Genomic DNA, 19,052 nt, shown 5'->3' with positions numbered 1-19,052 from the left:
CGGTTACATTCCGAACCCGGAAGTTAAGCTTTCCAGCGCCGATGGTACTGCACTCGGGAGGGTGTGGGAGAGTAGGTCGCCGCCGCGCAATCTTTACGACGTCAGGGTCTCCACCTTCCGGGGTTGGAGGCCCTGACGTGTTTCTTTGGGCTGCCCCGGCTGGGGCGGCCCTTTTTGCGTTCTGCCATCCCTCAGGGCGTCGGCTTACGGGCGGTGAAGCGCTCGATGATGCCGAGCTTGAACCGCTCATGCTTCTCGACGGTGAACCCCATCGACCGAACAACCGGCAGGGGACGCCGACGATAGTGCTCCCCAGCCATCGGCACAGTGAATGCATCCATCAGAGCCTGCAACACCCGTATGCCCCAGGAAGACGACGCGACATGGTCAGCGAGCAGCAGCAGACCGCCTGGACGCAGAACCCTGGCCATCTCCGACAGAGCCAGCCGTTCATCAGGAATGCCGCACAGGGCAAAGGTACAAACGACAGTATCGAAGCGTCCGTAGGGATAGGGGAGCTTACGTGCGTCACCCTGCTGCAGATCGACGTCCATCCCCAGGTCCGTGACCCGGCGTTGCGCGACCGCTAGCATGGCGGGGCTCCACTCCACCCCGCTGAGCCGTACCTCGGCAGGATAGTGAGCGAGATTGAGCCCGGTGCCGACGGCGACCTCCAACACCTCCCCGACCGCCTGGCCGCAGAGCCATGGGCGGGTGTCCGCGAAGAACCGCCGCTCGGCGAAGGCCATCTTGCGGTCGTAGGAGTCGGCCTGCCGATCCCAGAACCGCCGCAACCGAGCTTCTCGTGACGAGATCTCCAACATCAGGCCCTCCCTTGGCTTCTTGGCGAAGGCGTGTCACCCAAGCGACCTCCGCGCTTCGGGCGCGCTCTGCCCCCCATACAACCCGCTCACCCACTGCTATGCGCGCTTACCCAGAGAGCAGCCCACTCGCGGGCCCCACGCACGGCCCCCTCAGAGCGGGCCCCACAGTGTGCGCCCTCCGCCTGTGGGCGCTCCGCCCGTGTGCGCCTCGCACGGCCGTCTCACCACACGCGAGATAGCCCCGCGCCCTGTAGCGCCACACGTATCTTCGCGTCCTGTGGCGCTCGCGTGGTTCATCCATGCGCGCGAGGAGGCCCTCGGCCCCATAGTCCGCGTGCGCCGACTCGCGTGCGCCCACTCGCGTGCGTTCACCCGGGCGAGCTCACCAGCGCGGGTGGTCAGCGTGAGCGGTCGGCGTAGGTGCCAGCGTGGGTGGCCAGCGTGGGTGGCCAATGCGGGTGGCCACGGCGGGATGTGGGTTATGTGTGGGGCAGGGGTGGGGTCGGATCGCGTGTAGGTCAGATGTGGAGTTGGCCGGAGGTTATGGTCACGGCGCGGCCGGCGAGGTCTACGCGGTCGCCTCGCAGGGTGGTGTGGACCACGCCGCCCCTCGGGGACAGCTGCGCGCCCACCAAGCTCGTACGGCCCAGCCGAGCCGACCAGAACGGCGACAGGGCGCAATGGGCGGAGCCCGTCACCGGGTCCTCGACAACACCAACCCGCGGTGCGAAGAAGCGGGAGACGAAATCTGTGGAAGTGCCCAATGCCGTCACGATGACGCCCCGCGCATCCACCGCCTCCAACGCCGCGATATCCGGCGTCAAAGACCGTACGACCTCCTCGGACTCCACCTCCACCACCAGGTCCAACTGGCTGCGGGACACAGAGACCGGCGTCACACCGAGCGCCTTTTCCAGGCCGGAAGGAACTGTGGCAGGCGTCACTTCTTTGGCCGGGAAATCCATCGTGATCATCCCGTCAGGGGTCTGATTCACGGTGAGGATTCCGCTCGCGGTCGAGAATTCGATCGCCCCCGCAGCCGCCCCCGTCGAATAGAGGACATGCGCAGTCGCCAGAGTGGCATGACCGCAAAGCGTGACCTCCACCTTGGGCGTGAACCACCGCAACGTATCTACCAGCAAGAACGCCGTCTCCGAGAGGTTCATCTCGGCCGCCACGGACTGCATCCACTCCGCTGGCGCGGCGGACTCCAGGAGACACACGGCCGCGGGATTACCCTTGAATGCAGAGTCGGTGAAGGCGTCGACGGTGAACAGGTGCATGTCCTGATGCTATAGGCGGCTCGGATATCCAGTCGAAACCAGGGTGCTAGCCGTACAAAATGGAATAAGTGCTGGGCGTGTCGCATGGCGAACGCGGAATCGTCGGTTACCGTCCAATGTGTAGGGACGTGCCGATTACGGTGAGTTCCTGAGGAAAGGACAAGCCGATGGGGGCAGTGCGCAAGGTGGCAAGCTACCTTGGCCTGGGGACGGTCGACCATTACGACGATGGCTACGACGACGAGCAGTACGCCGAAGAGGAGTACATGCCAGCGTCGGAGCGTGCGGCGAAGCGCTGGCGCGCTCCGGCCGAATCGTCGCGCATTGTGATGGTCCAGCCGCTGAAGTACAACGACGCGCCGATGATCGGCCAGCACTTCCGTGAGGGCCAGACGGTCATCATGGACGTCACGGGCATGCCGATGCCTGAGGCGACGCGGATGGTCGACTTCGCAGCGGGTCTCGCCTACGGGTGCGAGGGCCGGATCGAGCGCATCGCGGACCGGGTGTTCCTGCTCGCTCCGTCGCACGTGGAGATCGAGAACACCTGAGATCCTCGGGCCGCGCCGGGGGGCGCGCGCCGGGATCCAGGTGGTCTCCCCACACGACCGTAGATACTTGGCGCCTCAGGGGTTGAGGGCCTCAAAGAGCTGGGCGCTTCTAGGGCGTAGGGGCCTCAAAATGCTGAGCGCCTGAAAAGCTCTCAAAGATGCTGAGCACCTCAGGGGCTGAAGGCCTCGAAAGCGTGCACGCCCTACGGGGCCGAGGGTCCATTAGGGACCGATGGGCGTGAGGTGTGGTAGCCGCCTCGCTAGGCGGCGCGGGGGCCGCGGCGCAGGATTCTGGTGAGCTCGGTGGAGTCTTCCGCCGCCTGCTTGGCACGGGTGTCCGCTTCGCGGGCGTAAGCGTGCAATGCCCATACGGCACCGTCCGCCAGCTCCTTCAACTCCCCGAGCTGCGAAGCCACATAACGCGCGTCCGATGCGTCCGCCTTCCGGCGCCTCCACCAGAGCGCCCCGCCGACGCCCAGCAACACCACGGCCAGTACGGCGAGCCACCCGACAGCCAGCGCCCCGGCGAGACACCCCAACCCGCCCAGAAGCAGCGAATAAGCCGCCCAAGGCGCGGAACGCCCAGGCACGTCCTCCGTGGTGATCGTGCGTTCTGCCGCCGCCAGCGAAGCCTCGTCGGGCCCGTCAGGACGCAGCTCGATCCGGTACCCCAGCATCGGCAGCACGACCGAGTCAGGCGGCGTGAGCTGCGTGTCCGCCGCGAGCGCGTCGGCGACACCCTTGAGGATCGGCGCCGCCACATGCAGGGCGATCGCCGCGAGGTAGGGGTCGGCGCCAGGACGCAGGTCGTCGAGCAGGTGCCCGATGAGCGAACCCATCGGCCCGGCAGGGCCGCCGAGCCCGACCAGCGAGCGGAGGATGGCCAGCGGCTCGTCCTCGGCCCAGCTGGCGGCCGGGCTGCCCGCCCGGTTGGTCAGCGGCGTCGAGGAGTCCTGGTCCGCCTGGCGAGCCGAGGTGATCTCCGCGCACCGGGCGCGCAGCCGCGCGAGCTTGGCGGCCGCCTGCGCCGGCCTGGCCAGCTCGGGGATCTCGGCGAGCTCGGGGAAGTCCACCAGCGACGGCGGCACGACGACCGACGGCTCGCCGGGCGCGAGCGCCTGCACCCACTGCTTGGTGTCGGCTTTGTCCTGTACGGCGAGCGCATCCAGCTTGCGCAGCACGAAGATCTTCCCGGCTGGGCCGTACGCCCCCCTGGCGGCGGCGAGCCACAGCGCCCGCTGGCCGTGCGAGACGGGGCGGTCGAGGGACAGCTCGCCGAACGCGGTGCCCAGCCACGAGGCGTGGATGCGCCCGCCGTGCCCGGCGACGGCGAGCGAGAGGCAGAGGAACAGCGCGGTGTTCTGCTGGTCGCGGGACGCGGCGCGCGACAGCGGCTCCAGCGGGTCGTCACCCGCGAGCACGGCCACCAGAGCTTGTACGGCGGGCGGCAACCAGTATCCGGGCGCGTCGGGGAAACCCGGCGGTGACGGAGGTGCCGATCCGTTCGCCGCAAGGTGCGCGAGCAGCGCTTCGGCATAACGGTGCAGCTCGGTCGCCGCTTGGGGGTTCGCGGTCAGGTCCGTGTTCAAGGACAGATACTCCCCAATATCGGCCTCACTTCATGACCGCGTAAAGCCTAGCCGGGGGGCGCGCCAACCACGGGGAGGCGCGCCCACCACACTACATACGGTCGGGTACGGGGACGCCGAGCAGGCCGAGGCCCGTCTCGAGCACGCGCAGCGTCAGTGCGCACAGCGCCAGCCGCGAGTCGCGCACCTCGGGAGCCACGCCGTCCTTGAGCACCGGGCACTCCTCGTAGAACGTGCTGAAGAGGCTGGCGGTCTCGAAGAGGTAGGCGCAGAGCCTGTGCGGCTCGGACAGCGCGGCCACCTGGTCGACGATCGCGCCGAAGCCCAGCAGTTGCAGGGCCAGCGCCCGCTCGGCAGGCTCGCCGAGCGTGATCGGCGCCGTGGCGTCCGAGGGTGCGGAGCCCGCTTTGCGGAAGATCGATCGGATCCGCGCGGTGGCGTACTGCATGTACGGGCCGGTGTTGCCGGTGAACGACACCATGCGCTCGAGGTCGAAGACGTACTCGCTGTCGTGGCTGATCGACAGGTCGGCGTACTTCACCGCGCCCATGCCCACGGCGTGCGCGATCTCCTGCTTCGCCGCCTCGTCGTAGCCACGCTCGTCGATGGCCGACGACGCCCGCTCGACCGCCTCGTCGAGCAGGTCGGACAGCTTGACCGACTCGCCCGACCTGGTCTTGAACCGCTTGCCGTCCTTGCCGAGCACCATGCCGATCTGGACGTGCTCCGCGCTGACCGTGTCAGGCAGCCAGCCCACCATCCGGGCCGCCGCGAAGATCATGCGGAAGTGCAGCGCCTGGTCGGCGCCGACCACGTAGAGGATGCGGTCGGCCTTGACGTCGTCGACCCGGTAGCGGACGGCCGCCATGTCCGTGGTGGCGTAGCCGTACCCGCCGTCGCTCTTCCTGATGATGAGCGGCAGCGGCTTGTCGTCGGAGCCGGTGAAGCCGGGCGGGAAGACGCACAGCGCGCCGTCGCTGATGACGGCGGCGCCCGAGGCCTCCAGGTCGCCGCACGTCTTGTCGAGCATCGCGTTGTACATGCTCTCGCCCGCGATGTCGTCGTGGGTGAGCGTCACGCCGAGCTGGCCGTAGATCCGGTCGAAGTAGCGGATCGTGGCGTCCATGAAGACCTGCCAGAGCCGCAGCGTCTCCGGGTCGCCCGACTGCAGGGTGGTCACCCGGCGCCGCGAGCGCACCTTGAAGTCCTCGTCGGCCTCGAACTTGGCGCGGGCTGCCTGGTAGTACTCGGTGCCCTGGCCGGCTTCGAGCTGCGCGACGGCGGCCGCCTCGCCGATGTCGAGGAGGTGCTCGATGAGCATGCCGAACGGCGTGCCCCAGTCGCCGAGGTGGTTCTGCCTGATGACCTCGTTGCCCAGGTGCTCGTGGGTGCGCGCCAGCGAGTCGCCGACCACGGTCGAGCGCAGGTGGCCGACGTGCATCTCCTTGGCGGCGTTGGGCGCCGAGTAGTCGATGACCACCCGCTGCGGCGGGCTGGTGTGCGCGACGCCGGAGCGCGGGTCGGCCCGCATGGCGTCGGTCTCGGTGGCGAGCCACGAGTCGTCGAGGGTGATGTTGAGGAAACCGGGACCACTGACCTCGACGGTGCCGGGGAAGTCGGAGAGCTGTCCGGCGATCTCCAGAGCGACCTCCCGCGGCCCCCTTCGCAGTCGCTTGCCCAGGCTCATCGCGACGTTCGCCTGGAAGTCGGCGAACTGGGAGGGCCTGATCAGCGGATCTGCGTCGGCGTACTCGGAGCCGAACGCGTTGGCCAGCGCTTGCTGGACGCGCTCGGTGAGCACTGTCTGCGGGTCGGTCATGTTCTAAGGGTACGGGAGAACCGCACGGCGATGCTGATGGCCACCGCGGCCACGACGGAGATCCCGATCGCGGTGAGGTCGTTGCCGACGTCACCCGCCTCCAGCGCGAAGAACGTCCTGACGAACGGCACGGCGAACGCCAGCGCGAACAGCCCGGCCATGGCCGCGACCAGGGCGACGCGGAGCATGGTCAGCGGCTTGGCGATGAGCACGAGCACCCACCAGGTGGTCAGGAACAGCGCGATGACCGCCGAGGTCCTGTCCGCGTTGAGCGAGGAGCCACCGCCCGCGGCCCAGAAGGTGAGGAACACGGCAGCGGCGACGATCAACCCAGCTGGTACGGCGAAGCGCAGCACGCGCGGCACGAACCCGGGTTTCGAACGTTCCATCGTCGGCGCCAGCGCCAGGAAGAACGCGGGGATGCCGATGGTCAGCGCGTTGACCAGCGTCGAGTGCCGGGGCGCGAACGGGAACATCAGGCCGAGCACCCCCACGAGGATCGACAGCGCGATGGCGTAGAAGGTCTTGGTGAGGAACAGGTTGGAGACCCGCTCGATGTTGGCGAGGACCCGCCGCCCCTCGCCGACGACGTGCGGCAGCGTGGCGAACCTGTTGTCGAGCAGCACCACCTGCGCGACCGCCTTGGTCGCCGGGCTGCCCGCGCCCATCGCGATGCCGAGGTCGGCGTCCTTGAGCGCGAGCACGTCGTTGACGCCGTCGCCGGTCATCGCCACGGTGTGCCCGCGCGACTGCAGCGCGGCGACGAACTGCCGCTTCTGCTGCGGGGTGACCCGGCCGAACACGGTGTTGGCGTCGAGGATCTCGGCCAGCTTCTCCTTGTCGTCCGGCAGCGTGCGCGCGTCGACGGCGCGGTCGCCGCCGGGGATGTCCAGCGAGGTGGCGATCGCGGAGACGGCCTCGGGGTTGTCGCCCGAGATGACCTTGACGATGACGCCCTGCTTGGCGAAGTAGCGCAGGGTGTCCTTGGCGTCGGGGCGGATGCGCTGCTTGAGGGTGACGAGCGCGACGGCCGCGCCACTTCCTTCCAGGGCCTCCGTACGGCACAGCACCAGCACCCGGGCGCCGGTGGCCGCGAGCTTGGCCGCCTGGCCGTACCCCGGGGTGCCCGGTTCGAGGAGGATGTCGGGCGCGCCGAGGATCCACACGCCGTTGTCGCCGAAGTCGGCGCCGCTCCACTTACGCGCTGAGGAGAACGGGACGCTTTCCACGGCCTTCCACGGAGAGGTGGGGTAGCGCACCTGGATGGCGGCCGCTGTCGCGTTGGGCCTGGGGTCGACGTTGGCCAGGGCGGCCAGGGCGTCGTCGACGGGCTCGTCGTAGCGGAGGGGGAGCACCTCGTCCAGGTCCATGCCGCCCGCTGTGAGCGTGCCCGTCTTGTCCACGCAGAGCACGTTGACCCTCGCCAGGCCCTCGATCGCGGGCAGCTCCTGGACGAGGCACTTGCGCCGGCCGAGCCGTACGACACCGACGGCGAAGGCGATGCTCGTCATCAGCACCAGACCCTCGGGGATCATGGTGACGATGCCCGCCACGGCCCCGGTGATCGCGGTGCCGAAGTCGGAGTCGTTGCGCACCTGGCTGTAGATGAGCAGCGCGCCGACCGGGATGGTCAGCCAGGTGACGTACTTGATGAACGTCGTGATGCCGTCGCGCAGCTCGGAGTGGGCGAGGGTGAACTTGCTCGCCTCCTCGGCCAGCTTGACCGCGTAGGCGTCGGTGCCGACCTGGGTCGCGGTGAACGCCCCGGAGCCCGCGACGGCGAAGCTGCCGGAGAGCACCTGGTCGCCCGGGTGCTTGTGCACCGGGTCCTCCTCGCCGGTGAGCAGCGACTCGTCGACCTCGAGGCCCTCGCTCGCCACGACCTCGCCGTCGACCAGCAGCCGGTCGCCTGGCCCCAGCAGGACCAGGTCGCCCAGGACGATCTGGTGCGGCTCGATCTGCTGCTCGGCGCCGTCCCTGCGCACCCGTACGGGCGCCTCGTTGATCACGGCGAGCTGGTCGAGCGTGTGCTTGGCGCGCAGCTCCTGGATGATGCCGATCGCCGCGTTGGCCACGATGACGAGGCCGAACAGCCCGTCCTGCCACTCGCCGAAGATCATGATCAGCGCCCACAGGATGGCGATGACCAGGTTGAACAGGGTGAACACGTTCGCCCTGACGATCGCCCCGAGCGACCGGCTCGACCTGCGCGGAACGTCGTTCTTCCTGGCCACGGCCACTTGAGCGGAAGTGAGCCCGTCCACACAACCCCCCGATGTAGTGGATCTCACTCACCATAGCCGGTGGGGTCGGTGCGTCCTTTCCGCTATGCGCGTCACGATGGATTTGCCGGAAAGATCGGCGGCGAGCTGGCACGCCGCGCTGATCGCGGGCGCCTTGGACGACCCGTGCGCGATGACCACGGTCCCGTTCAGACCCAGCAGTACGGCGCCGCCGTGCGCTTCGGCGTCGAGGCGGTGGTAGAGCTCGCGCATCCTCTTCTTCTGCAGGAAGGCCCCCATCTTGGCCACCCTGCTGTCCTCGATCGACTCCCTGAGCTCGGTGAACGCGTAGCGGACGGCGCCCTCCATCGTCTTGAGCGCCACGTTCCCGGTGAAGCCGTCGGTCACGATCACGTCGGCTGCGCCGGTCAGCAGGTCCTGGCCCTCGACGTTGCCGATGAAGTGCACCCCTTGCGTGGTACGCAGCAGCTCGTGCGCGCGTTTGACGAGCTTGGTGCCCTTCTCCTCCTCGCTGCCGATGGTCAGCAGGCCGACGCGCGGCCGCTCCATGCCGTAGGCGACCTGCGCGTAGGCGGTGCCGAGCTGGGCGAACTGCACCAGCATCTCGGGCTTCACCTCGGCGTTCGCCCCGGCGTCCAGGAGGAGGGTGGGGGTGGGCCTGGTGGGGAGGGCGACGGCGATCGCCGGTCTGAGCACGCCCTGCTGGGCCTTGAGCCTGAGCTTGCCTGTGGCGACGATCCCCGCCGTAGAACCGGCGGACACGACCGATCCCGCGTCGCCCCGCCGTACGAGATGGCAGGCGATCGCGATGCTGGAGCGGGGCCTGCGCAGGCTGGCGAGGGCGCCCTCGTCCATCGCCAGGGACTCCTCGGCCCGGACGATGGGGATCTCCTTGGTCGCGTCGTGGTCGACCAGCGCCTCGTAGAGGACGCGCGGCGAGCCGACGAGCACGACGGACAGGCCGCGCTCCCTGACCGCGTGGACGGCTCCCGCCACGATCTCGTGGGGTGCGTGGTCGCCGCCCATGGCGTCCAGCGCGATCGGCTCGGACATGTCCGCATCGTAGGTGATCGGGTGAACGGACCCTTACGCCAGGTTCCAGTCGCTGACCCCGCGGGTCACGATGAGCTTGGCGAACATGGACTTGCCGGTGATCCGGATCAGCGGGCCGTCGCCGCCCGAGCCGCCGGAGACGTTGCGCTTGCCGAACATCGAGCTGCCCTCGTCGATCACGTGGGCGTTGTCGGGCACCCGCACGATCATCTTGCTGAACTTGGCGTCGGCCTCGATGGTGATCTCCCGGCCGGGCAGCACGGCGTCGGACAGGTCGATGATCAGGGCGCCGAAGGTCGCGTCCAGCCTGGTGTGCCTGGAGGCGACCCAGCGGCCCTTCCTGATCACCTTGCTGAACGTCGAGGAGATCGTCTGCTGCTCGATGACCGCGGGCGCCGAGCCGGCGGCGACGTCGGGCAGGTCACGGGTCACGGGGACGAGCTCGCCCACGGTCTTCGCGGTGTAGGCGGCTTCGAGGCGGTCGGCGTGTTCGAGGCTGGTCAGGCGTCCGGTAGCGAGCGCCTCTCCGAGCACCGCTGCCACGCGGTCGCGGTCGGCGTCTGATGCGCGCAGGGCGGGGTCATCGGTCACAAATCGCATCGTAGCTCCTCTCGCGATATGTCGCGAGTGGTCCGGGAGATGACCGAACCTCACCAGAAACTTGGGCACCAACGGAACCAGAAGTGGCTTGGGCCGCGTCCGGGTATAAGAACCCTAGACGCGCAACAGGGTCGAGAGGTTTACATCCGGACGAGAAAAAAAGATGGGAAAGGCCTAGTGATCTTGAACCAAGCGGGAACACGACGCTTTCGGGCTTATACGTCCAAGCACCTCGACGAGCTTCTGCAGCGTGCGGGGCTCGGAGCTGAGGAGCGTCTGCGGGTTCGGGCCGTCGCAACCGTCCTGCCCTTCAGGACCAACGCCTACGTCGTAGAGGAACTCATCGATTGGTCGGCAGCGCCCGACGACCCCATATATCGCCTCGTCTTCCCCCAGGAGGACATGCTGCCCGCTGCCGACGTCGCTCGGCTGGCCGATCTGCTCAAGGCAGAGGCGCCGAACGCGGAGGTACAGGCGGAGGCGAACAAGGTGCGGATGCAGCTCAACCCGCACCCCGCAGGTCAGATGGAACTCAACGTCCCGCGCATCGGCCGTGAGCCGGTGCCTGGCATGCAGCACAAATATTCGGAGACCGTGCTGTTCTTCCCCAAGCAGGGGCAGACGTGCCACGCCTACTGCACCTACTGCTTCAGGTGGGCGCAGTTCGTGGGCGACGCCGATCTCAAGTTCGCCTCGGACGACGTCGACCAGCTCGTCGCCTACCTGGGCGAGCACCCCGAGGTCACCAGCGTGCTGCTGACCGGCGGCGACCCCATGATCATGGGTGAGTCCGTGCTCAAGCGCTACATCGAGCCGCTGCTGGAGGTCGAGCAGCTCGAATCGATCAGGATCGGCACCAAGTCACTGGCCTACTGGCCGCAGCGGTTCACCACCGACCAGGACGCGGACGACACGCTCCGCCTGTTCGAGCAGGTCAAGGCGGCAGGCAAGAACCTCGCCTTCATGGCCCACTTCTCGCACCCGCGGGAACTGGAGTCGCCGCTCGTCGAGTCCGCCGTCGAGCGCATCCTCGGCACCGGGGCCACCATCAGGACCCAGGCGCCGCTCATCAGGTCCATCAACGACGACCCGGCGCTCTGGTCCGGGATGTGGCGGCGTCAGCACGCCATGGGGATGATCCCCTACTACATGTTCATCGAGCGGGACACGGGGCCGCAGGACTACTTCGCCGTGCCGCTCGCTCGCGCCTACGAGGTGTTCAGGGAGGCTTACGCCTCCGTCTCCGGGCTCTGCCGTACGGTCAGGGGCCCTTCCATGTCCGCGACGCCGGGAAAGGTATGCGTCGACGGGGTCACCGAGATAGCCGGGCAGAAGGTCTTCGTGCTCCACCTGATCCAGGCGCGTGACGCCTCTCTGGTGGGCAGGCCGTTCTTCGCCCAGTACGACCCGCGCGCGGCCTGGCTCACCGATCTGCGGCCGGCGTTCGCCGATCGCTTCCCGTTCGAGACCCAGGCGCGAGAGGCCCTGCTGTCGGCCTGAGCGGTCAAGCGCATATCCAGCAAGCGGAAAATCTGAGCCCCCGCACCGAGGCATTTGTTTCCTCGGGCCTTGTTTTCGAGGCGTGCGGGGGCTCCTCCGCGCCATGGGAGACGTCAGCGGAATATCCGAAATAGCCTCCACTCTTCGCGCCCCTATTTCCGGACTTTTCGGCTGGACTGCCGGGGGCCTCCCGGGCGCTAACCGGGAGCTCCAGGCCCGTGTCCGTCGCGACTTTGCGTACCAGCGGCGTGCTTCGAAGGGTGATACAAATGCGTCAGTAGCTCGGCCGGACGGTGCGCTGCGTGTGGTGCCCATTGCGCGCTAGCCGGCTTCGGGGGTTATTGATTCGCCGTTCTTACTTATTCGAAAGTGCGAGTCGATTACGAGCCGGGAAGGCAATCATGAATCGTGTTATCAAGGCGGCTGTGGCCGTCGCTACATTCGGGCTTGCGGCAGCGCTCTCCGCGCCCGCAATGGCGCAGGACGCCCGTCCCGCAGGGGACGACCCCATCAGCAGCCTGCTGGGCGGCCTGCTCGGCGGCATGGGCGGCGGTAGCCCGCTCGACAGCGTCACCGGGCTCCTCGGCGGGGGTGGTAGCCCGCTCGACAGCGTTACCGGCCTGCTCGGCGGCGTCGGCGGCGGCGCCAACCCGCTCAGCAGCCTCACCGGCGGCGCGGGCGACCCGCTGTCCGCGGTCACCGGCCTCACCGGCGGCCTCGGCGGCGTCACGGGCGCCCTGCCCGGGATGTCCGCGTCGGTCAAGCGCGTCGTGCCCATGTCCAGCCCGGTACCGGAGCTCGACGTGCTGCGCACCGTCGACGCGACCCTGCTCAACGGCCAGGACCTGGCCATGAACACGCCCGTCGACGGCGTGCTCAAGAGCGTCAACGACCTGGTCGAGGGGCTCCTCGGCAGCACCTCGGTGGACAGCCTGACCGGTGGCGGCATGCCGCAGACCGGCACCGTCTCCACGCTCGTGGACAGCCTGTCCACGACGGCGGACACCGTCGCGGGCACGGTCAAGAACACCACGGCGGGCCTGACCGGCCTCGCCGAGCAGCAGAACGCCGTCGCCGGCCTCACCGCCGCGATCCAGCGCGCCGTCCCGCAGTCGGGTGCGGGCGAGCTCGCCCCGCTGGTCGGGCAGCTGGCGCCGGTCGAGACCGCGCCCGTGGTCGCCTCGCTGCCCGGCGTGGCCGACGCGGCCTCGGTGGACGAGATCTCGCCGCTGGTCGAGTCCGCCACCACCACGGTGGAGAGCAACGGCACCAAGGCGACGGACGCCGTCAAGGGGACGCTGAACTCGGTCGCGCAGACCGCGGCCGCTGTGACGGAGCTCGCCGGCCGGTAACTGACGCCTGGCGGGGTGACTTGCCGGGCTTGGTCTCCTGGTGTCGGATGCCTGGGGTGGCTGGTCGCCGTGTCTTGGTTGTTTGTCGTGTGGACGCATGCGACGTGATATCACCACGAAACGTGGGTTATGTCCTTGTGGGGTCCCGGTCGCGCTGCAGAGCGACAGGGGCGCCGCGAGCCCGCCGCCACTGCAGGGCGGCGTTCCACTCATCGTTCCTGCCGCTGGACCGCGCATTGGGGTCCAGCGGCGGTGTCATTTCTGCTTGACCGGAATTGCTTGTGTGTTAGGACCGTTTTTCTGGTACGGCTGTCGCCGGGGGATCCGCTCCTCGCCGACGTGTGTTGGGGTTTTGAGCTTCACGCCATTCGGGCGCTCGTGGCTGGGCGCCGTTACAGCGGTGTGGGGAGCGGGTCGGTGGTCTGACGTGGATCCCTCCGCCACGTCACGCCACCCGCTTGCTTCCCTACCTGCGGGGCGCTCTCGCGCTCGCCGGGCTGCGCTCGCCGCGTTGTGCGCGCTCTTGTGCTCGCGGTCCGTGCTCGCGGTTCTGTGCGCCGTCCCGCGCTCGCGGTCCTCTGTTCGCGGTTTCGCGCTCGTGGGTCCTGGTGCTCGCCTTTTGTGCTCGCCGTTCTGGGGCGCCGGATTCGCCGTCGCCCCCTCCCGCCGCTGCGGCGCCCTGGGGGTGGCGCGCCTGCGAGGTCTCCTCGGGTGCGCGCAAGGTCGCCGGGAGTGCCCCGCGAGGCTTCCATGAGTGCGCCGCGAGGTCTCCGTGAGTGTCCGCGAGGTTTCCTTGGGTCCCGGGGAGGGTCTCTTTGGAAGCCCAGGAGTCTCTGAGGGCAGGATGCGCTGGGGTCGCTGAGGGGTGCCGCCCCGCCGCGCCCCGCTAGGGCGGTGCGTTGTCCAGGAGGTCTCACGGGTGCTCTGGGCGTCTCCCGTGAAGTTCTCTTGGGTGGGGGTGCCCCCCGCGGGCAGCCGGTCGGAGTGGGGAAGCCGGGGCTTGGCGGGGGGCGGAGAGGCCGGAAGCGGGCTCTCGGGTGGTGCTAGGGAAGGCGGATACCGGTGCGGCGGGCTATCTGGGCCTGCAGTCTGGCCATCTGCCAATGGAGCTCGATGAGTTGTTCTGCGAGCTTGGCCTTGGGAACCTCGGACGGGTCCTCGATGGCCAGGTGGTCAATCGCGGTCGAAAGCTCTCGCATCGCGTGCCCCCACTCCATCACGTTCCTCAGATCGAATTTTCGTTCGAATCATATCGGAACCCAGACCACGCTGTCAGTCATTTGCCCCCTGCGTCGCTCAGATTTCGTACACGGGTGCGAGGAACCCTCTGGCCAGCGTGTTCGCCGTGATCGTGAAGCCCACGACGGCCGCCGACGTGTCCGGCGTGAGGCCGAGCCCGGCGACCCCCAAGGCGTGTACGGCGAACAGGTAGCGGTGCGGGAATCCGGGCGGTGGGGCGGCTCCGCCGTACCCGACGGCGCCGAAGTCGTTGCGGCTCTGGACGCCGAACTTGGCGTCAGCCGTACCGAAGCCCGTGGGCAGTTCCGTGACGTCGGCTGGGATGTCGAACAGGAGCCAGTGCCAGAACCCGCTGCCGGTGGGCGCGTCTGGGTCGTAGCAGGTGACCGCGTAGCTGAGGGTGCCGGAGGGGGCGCCGGACCAGCGCAGGTGCGGGGAGAGGTTGCCGCCTGTCATGCCCCAGTCGTTGAACACGTGGGCCTCGGGGAGGCGTTCGCCGTCGCGTACGTCGTCGCTGGAGACGGTCAGGGCGGGGACCTGGGGGAGGAACTCGTACGGAATCGGTGGCCGGGCGGACACGATTCACCTCCGATGGGGTGGGAGCGCGTTGATGTGTGCCTCCATCTTTACCGCACCCGCCCTCCGCAGAACGCCGGGTACGGCCCAGCAACACCCGCGGGCCGTTCGACCGCATGGCGAAGGGAAAGGCGCCCGGCCCCGGAGCCCAGAGGCTTAAGGCCTTACGAAGCGGCGCGGGACTGGGGCGCGCCTGCGGTCTTCTGACCACAGGCGCGGGGACGGCAGGGGTGGCGCGGGATGGCCCATGAGCGGCGCGGGGCTGGGGCCAGGCCGCGGTCTCCTGATCACAGGCGCGGGGAGGGGCAGGGGTGGCGCGAGCGCGGGAGGTCCATGAGCCGCGGCACCCTAGCGGGCGCATCAAGAGCCACGAGCCCCAGTGGGTGGGCCGCGAGCCGCGCGGCCCATCGGGCCGGGCCAGTGGGTGGGCCGTGGGTCTCGCTGCCCGTCGGGTGGGTCAGCCCTTGTTGTAGGCGGCGATGACTTCCTTCGGGTCGCCGTCCATCTTGATCTTGCCCTTGTGCAGCCAGATGACCCGGTTGCACGTCTCCTCGATGACCTTGAGGTCGTGCGCCACCAGAAACACCGTCCCCGCGGACTCGCGGATCTTCCTGATCCGCGCCTCGCTCTTCTTGCGGAACTCCCGGTCCCCAGTAGCCAGCGCCTCGTCGATCAGCAGCACGTCGTGCGTCTTGGCAGACGAGATCGCGAAACGCAGGCGAGCACCCATGCCCGACGAGTACGTCGACATCGGCAGCTGCACGAACTCGTCGATGCCGGAGAAGTCCACGATCTCCTGGTACTTCTCGCGCACCTCGGCCGGCGTCATCCCCATCGCGTAACACCCGAGGACGATGTTCCGCTCCCCGGTCAGCTCGCGCATCAGCGCCGCGTTGACGCCCAGCAACGACGGCTGTCCGTCGGTGTAGACGGCGCCCTCGTGCGGCGGCAGCAGCCCGGCGATCGCGCGCAGCAGCGTGGACTTGCCCGACCCGTTGCGCCCCACGATGCCGATGGCGTCGCCGTGGTAGGCCACGAGGGTCACGCCCTTGACGGCGTGGACTTCTTTCATCTGCGGCCGGCCCTGGCGCTTCAGCATGCGCGTGAGGGCGTTGACCGCGTTGCCCTTCTCGTGGGCCTCGGCCGCGCCGTACACGCGGTAGACGATGTGCAGGTCGTCGACGATGACAGTCGGCGTTCCCGTCGGAACATCCGTGGGCTTCCTGCCCACGGGATCCGGGTTGGGATGCACCCTGACGTCCTTGCTGGGGGCGCCGGGCTCCTCGGCCTTCACCTGCGATAGCTCCTCAGTCAACTCAGCCACGCCCGTACCTCTCCTCGGCACGCCAGAAGTACCAGAAGCCGAAGAGAAGCGCGAACACCGCCCAGAATACGCAGCTTCCCCAGATGAGATGACGCGGCCAGGCGCCCTTCATCAGGATGTCCCTGGCGAACTCGATGAAGGAAGCCGCGGGGTTGAGGTACATCAGGTTGGCGACCCACTGGGGCAGCCCGGCGCCGGTGCCCGGGATCAGGTTCCCCGCGGAGTCGGTGGCGCCGACGATCTTGTCCTGGATGGAGAAGAAGACGCCGGAGGCGTAGAGCCAGGTGCGCATGATGAAGGGCAGCAGCTGGTTCATGTCACGCATGGACGAGCCGACCCTGGCCATGACCAGGCTGGCGCCGACGTTGAACATCGTCTGCAGGGCCAGCATGATCGGCAGGAGCAGCCAGTGCCACGTCGGGAACTCGCCGGTGATGATGAGCAGCACGGCCAGCACGCCCATGGAGATGGCCAGCTGCTGGAGCTCCTGGATCGTGTACGCCAGGGGCAGCGAGGCGCGGGGGAAGTGCAGCGCCCTGATGAGTGACAGGTTGCCGGAGATCGACTTCGCGCCCGCGGTGACCGACCGCTGCGTGTAGGTGAAGATGAACATCCCGGTCAGCAGGAACGCCGGGTAGTTCTGGATGTGCTTGCTGCCGCCGAGCACGAGGCCGAACATCACCCAGTAGATCGCGGCGTTCAGCAGCGGAGTCAGGACCTGCCAGAGTTGGCCCAGCGCCGAGTTGCTGTACTTCGAGACGTTGCGCGAGGTCGCGTACGTCATGATGAAGTGTCGTCGCTGCCACAGCTGGCGTAGGTATGCGGTGAACCTCGGCCGTGCGATGGCACGGCGAAGCCCGTGACGCTGTGCGAGCTTGGCCAGAGACTCTCCGTTCTGGCCGCCCGCCTGGGCGTCCGCGACGGCGGATTCCGGCTGGCTCATGGCAAGGACTCTATTGGATCCAGGTGGATGGGATGCCTGACGCGGCGGGACGCCGCGGACACTTGGACGTGATCAAGCCGGGGACGGGTTCCAAGCCCCCGACAAGACTCGGTCAACCGTAGCCCAGCCAGCGTGGTTCTGTCGGCAGCGGCGTCAGCATCCGACACGTCAAGGTATTTTTCCCCAACTGTGTGTGCACCCTTTTACCCAGTTTTGGCTGGTGTTTGGCTTTCCGTAAACCAGGGGGAATTGGGTGTGACGCCCGGCGTGCACACGTGTGACCGAACTGCAATGTGCCAGAGACACCGAGGCGCCAAGTAGTGAGGGATAGTCGCGATCGACTGGCAGGGCGGAGGCTGGTTTGACCATGTCAGCCAAACCCGGGGCTTTAAGGAAAGCCCCGTCAGGCTGCTAAGGACATCGCAGCTCAGCGCTTACGCCCACCTGTAGAGGGAGGAAATTCCAACGATGCGTGTTACTAAGGGCGCACAGATCGTCGCCGGTACCGCGCTGCTTGCCCTCGCGGTTGCCGCGTGTGGTGGCGGTGCCTCTACCGGCGGCACTTCAGGGACCGGCGCTGCTGAAACGCCTGTCCGTATGGAGCTCGGTGAGCCGCAGGAGCTGCTGGTCCCGACGAACACCACGGAATCCGAGGGTTCCGAGGTGCTCGCGGCGGTGTTCGAGCCGCTGGTGAACTACGACGAGAACAAGAAGGCAGTGGAGGCAGCCGCTGACTCCATCACCACGGAGAACAACACTGTCTGGACGGTGAAGCTCAAGTCCGGCTACACCTGGCACAACGGTGAGCCGGTTAAGGCCGAGGACTACGTTCGCGCATGGAACTACGCGGCGAACCAGGACAACGCCCAGAGCTCCAGTGCCTTCTTCTCCCGCATCGACGGTTACATGGACGTGCACCCTGGCGAGGGCAAGACGCCCACCGCCAAGGAGATGAAGGGCCTCAAGGTCGTTGACGACACCACCTTCACGGTGACGCTGGCCGCGCCCTTCTCGCAGTTCAAGACGATGCTTGGCTACACGGCCTTCTACCCGCTGCCCAAGGCGGCCTTCGGCCCCGACGGCAAGGTGACGGACGCCTACGGCTCGCAGCCCATCGGCCAGGGCCTGTTCAAGGTCGACAAGCCGTACAAGAAGGGCACCGACCAGACGATCGACCTCTCCGTGTACGACAAGTACCCGGGCAAGAAGCCGAGCAACTGGAAGAAGCTGCAGTTCAAGCTCTACAACAGCTCCGACACGGCCTTCGCCGACCTGATGGCGGACAACCTCGACATCCACGACTCGCTCGGCCCGGCCGCGATCGCCCAGGCCAAGAGCACGCTGGGTGACCGCTACCAGGACAAGCCGGACGCTGGTGTGGGTTACATCGGCACGCCGCTGAAGTACAACCCCGACTACACCGTCGACGTGCGCAAGGCCATCTCGATGGCCATCGACAGGAAGACGATCGCCGAGACCGTCTTCTCCGGCACCCGCGCGCCGGCCGACGACTTCATCAACCCGGCGATCGAGGGCTACCGCCAGGGCGCCTGCAAGGCCTGCAGCTACGACCCGAACGGCGCCAAGGCGCTGTACGAGAAGGCCAAGGGTCCGAAGACGCTCGAGCTCGGCTACAACGCCGACGGCCCGCACAAGGAGTGGATCGAGGCTGTCGCCAACAACCTCGAGACGAACCTCGGTGTCAAGGTCGCGGTCAAGCCGTTCGAGAAGTTCCAGGCCATCCTGGACGAGCTCGACGCCAAGAAGTACACGGGCCTGTTCCGTATGGGCTGGGCCATCGACTACCCGTCCCCCGAGAACTACCTGACGCCGATCTTCGGCACGGGCGCTATCGGCACGGGCTCCAACTACGGCGGATACTCCAACCCGAAGTTCGACGACCTCGTCGCCAAGGGCGACCAGGCGCCGAGCCCGGAGGAGAGCATCAAGAACTACCAGTCGGCGGACGACATCCTCCTTGAGGAGCTTCCGTACATCCCGGTCTACTTCTACCGGAACAACTCCGGCTACTCCACCAAGGTCAAGAACGTCAAGATCAACCTGCTCAACCAGATCGAGTGGGCGGACGTGGAGAAGTCCTGACGTAGTTCCTGGGGGTGGACGGCCGGCCGTCCACCCCCGATAGGCCCGCCGCA

General features: G+C 67.9%; 15 protein-coding genes and 1 rRNA gene. 5 read left to right on the top strand and 11 right to left on the bottom strand.

The annotated features are described in order from the left end of the window. Window positions 1–88, top strand: a 5S ribosomal RNA gene (gene rrf, locus ACIBG8_RS50260); the annotation flags it as partial. Between the two features lie 103 nt (window positions 89–191). Here the strand turns inward: rrf and ACIBG8_RS50255 are convergent. Together ACIBG8_RS50255 and ACIBG8_RS50250 are read right to left on the bottom strand one after the other, a co-directional pair. Continuing rightward, entirely contained in the window at window positions 192–824 is a 633-nt protein-coding gene (locus ACIBG8_RS50255; RefSeq protein WP_397350458.1) for a class I SAM-dependent methyltransferase, read from the bottom strand. A gap of 518 nt (window positions 825–1,342) precedes the next feature. Beyond that, a complete protein-coding gene (locus ACIBG8_RS50250) occupies window positions 1,343–2,107 on the bottom strand; it encodes a PhzF family phenazine biosynthesis protein (protein ID WP_397350457.1) in 765 nt (254 codons plus the stop codon). 185 nt (window positions 2,108–2,292) lie between these two features. Here ACIBG8_RS50250 and ACIBG8_RS50245 point away from each other — a divergent pair, with 185 nt between their 5' ends. Continuing rightward, window positions 2,293–2,658 (top strand): cell division protein SepF, encoded by a 366-nt coding sequence (locus ACIBG8_RS50245; RefSeq protein ID WP_397350456.1) that lies wholly within the window; start codon window positions 2,293–2,295, stop codon window positions 2,656–2,658. A 260-nt stretch (window positions 2,659–2,918) separates the two neighbouring features. Here the strand turns inward: ACIBG8_RS50245 and ACIBG8_RS50240 are convergent, their stop codons facing one another. From ACIBG8_RS50240 to ACIBG8_RS50220, 5 genes are all read right to left on the bottom strand, one after another. Further along, on the bottom strand, window positions 2,919–4,247 hold the full coding sequence (locus ACIBG8_RS50240; protein WP_397350455.1) for a hypothetical protein: 1,329 nt from the start codon (window positions 4,245–4,247) through the stop codon (window positions 2,919–2,921). A 91-nt stretch (window positions 4,248–4,338) separates the two neighbouring features. Next, the gene (argS, locus tag ACIBG8_RS50235) at window positions 4,339–6,066 is read right to left on the bottom strand and encodes an arginine--tRNA ligase (RefSeq protein WP_397350454.1); all 1,728 of its coding nucleotides are present in this window, start codon (window positions 6,064–6,066) and stop codon (window positions 4,339–4,341) included. Continuing rightward, the gene (locus tag ACIBG8_RS50230) at window positions 6,063–8,330 is read right to left on the bottom strand and encodes an HAD-IC family P-type ATPase (RefSeq protein WP_397350453.1); all 2,268 of its coding nucleotides are present in this window, start codon (window positions 8,328–8,330) and stop codon (window positions 6,063–6,065) included. Before ACIBG8_RS50230 ends, argS begins: the two co-directional genes overlap by 4 nt. A 27-nt stretch (window positions 8,331–8,357) precedes the next feature. Beyond that, a complete protein-coding gene (gene plsX / locus ACIBG8_RS50225; RefSeq protein ID WP_397350452.1) occupies window positions 8,358–9,362 on the bottom strand; it encodes a phosphate acyltransferase PlsX in 1,005 nt (334 codons plus the stop codon). Between the two features lie 33 nt (window positions 9,363–9,395). Next, the gene (locus ACIBG8_RS50220; protein WP_397350451.1) at window positions 9,396–9,953 is read right to left on the bottom strand and encodes a DUF1707 domain-containing protein; all 558 of its coding nucleotides are present in this window, start codon (window positions 9,951–9,953) and stop codon (window positions 9,396–9,398) included. 186 nt (window positions 9,954–10,139) lie between these two features. On the opposite strand from ACIBG8_RS50220, the gene ACIBG8_RS50215 reads away from it, so the two are divergent. Both ACIBG8_RS50215 and ACIBG8_RS50210 read left to right on the top strand, forming a co-directional pair. Further along, window positions 10,140–11,462 carry a KamA family radical SAM protein gene (locus ACIBG8_RS50215; RefSeq protein WP_397350450.1) on the top strand — a complete coding sequence of 441 codons (1,323 nt, stop codon included), beginning with the start codon at window positions 10,140–10,142 and terminating at the stop codon, window positions 11,460–11,462. 401 nt (window positions 11,463–11,863) lie between these two features. Then, entirely contained in the window at window positions 11,864–12,814 is a 951-nt protein-coding gene (locus ACIBG8_RS50210) for a hypothetical protein (protein ID WP_397350449.1), read from the top strand. Between the two features lie 1,043 nt (window positions 12,815–13,857). Here the strand turns inward: ACIBG8_RS50210 and ACIBG8_RS50205 are convergent. From ACIBG8_RS50205 to ACIBG8_RS50190, 4 genes are all read right to left on the bottom strand, one after another. Further along, window positions 13,858–14,013: a hypothetical protein gene (locus tag ACIBG8_RS50205; RefSeq protein ID WP_397350448.1), complete on the bottom strand. Its 156-nt coding sequence runs from the start codon at window positions 14,011–14,013 to the stop codon at window positions 13,858–13,860. A 97-nt stretch (window positions 14,014–14,110) separates the two neighbouring features. Next, window positions 14,111–14,632, bottom strand: coding sequence for a YbhB/YbcL family Raf kinase inhibitor-like protein (locus ACIBG8_RS50200; RefSeq protein ID WP_397350447.1), 522 nt, complete (start codon window positions 14,630–14,632; stop codon window positions 14,111–14,113). Between the two features lie 454 nt (window positions 14,633–15,086). Then, window positions 15,087–15,953 carry an ABC transporter ATP-binding protein gene (locus ACIBG8_RS50195; RefSeq protein WP_397350446.1) on the bottom strand — a complete coding sequence of 289 codons (867 nt, stop codon included), beginning with the start codon at window positions 15,951–15,953 and terminating at the stop codon, window positions 15,087–15,089. Beyond that, complete coding sequence (locus ACIBG8_RS50190; protein ID WP_397350445.1) at window positions 15,946–16,896, bottom strand: ABC transporter permease; 951 nt, start codon at window positions 16,894–16,896, stop codon at window positions 15,946–15,948. The genes ACIBG8_RS50195 and ACIBG8_RS50190 overlap by 8 nt, the downstream gene beginning before the upstream one ends. Window positions 16,897–17,493: 597 nt before the next feature. Between ACIBG8_RS50190 and ACIBG8_RS50185 the strand changes: the two genes are divergently transcribed. Next, window positions 17,494–18,999 carry an ABC transporter substrate-binding protein gene (locus ACIBG8_RS50185; protein ID WP_397350444.1) on the top strand — a complete coding sequence of 502 codons (1,506 nt, stop codon included), beginning with the start codon at window positions 17,494–17,496 and terminating at the stop codon, window positions 18,997–18,999. Window positions 19,000–19,052 lie beyond the last annotated feature (53 nt).

The organism is Nonomuraea sp. NPDC050556 (assembly GCF_044457355.1).
GTDB lineage: Bacteria > Actinomycetota > Actinomycetes > Streptosporangiales > Streptosporangiaceae > Nonomuraea.
The sequence above is the reverse complement of the archived record's forward strand: the minus strand, read 5'-3'. Positions and strand labels throughout refer to the sequence as shown.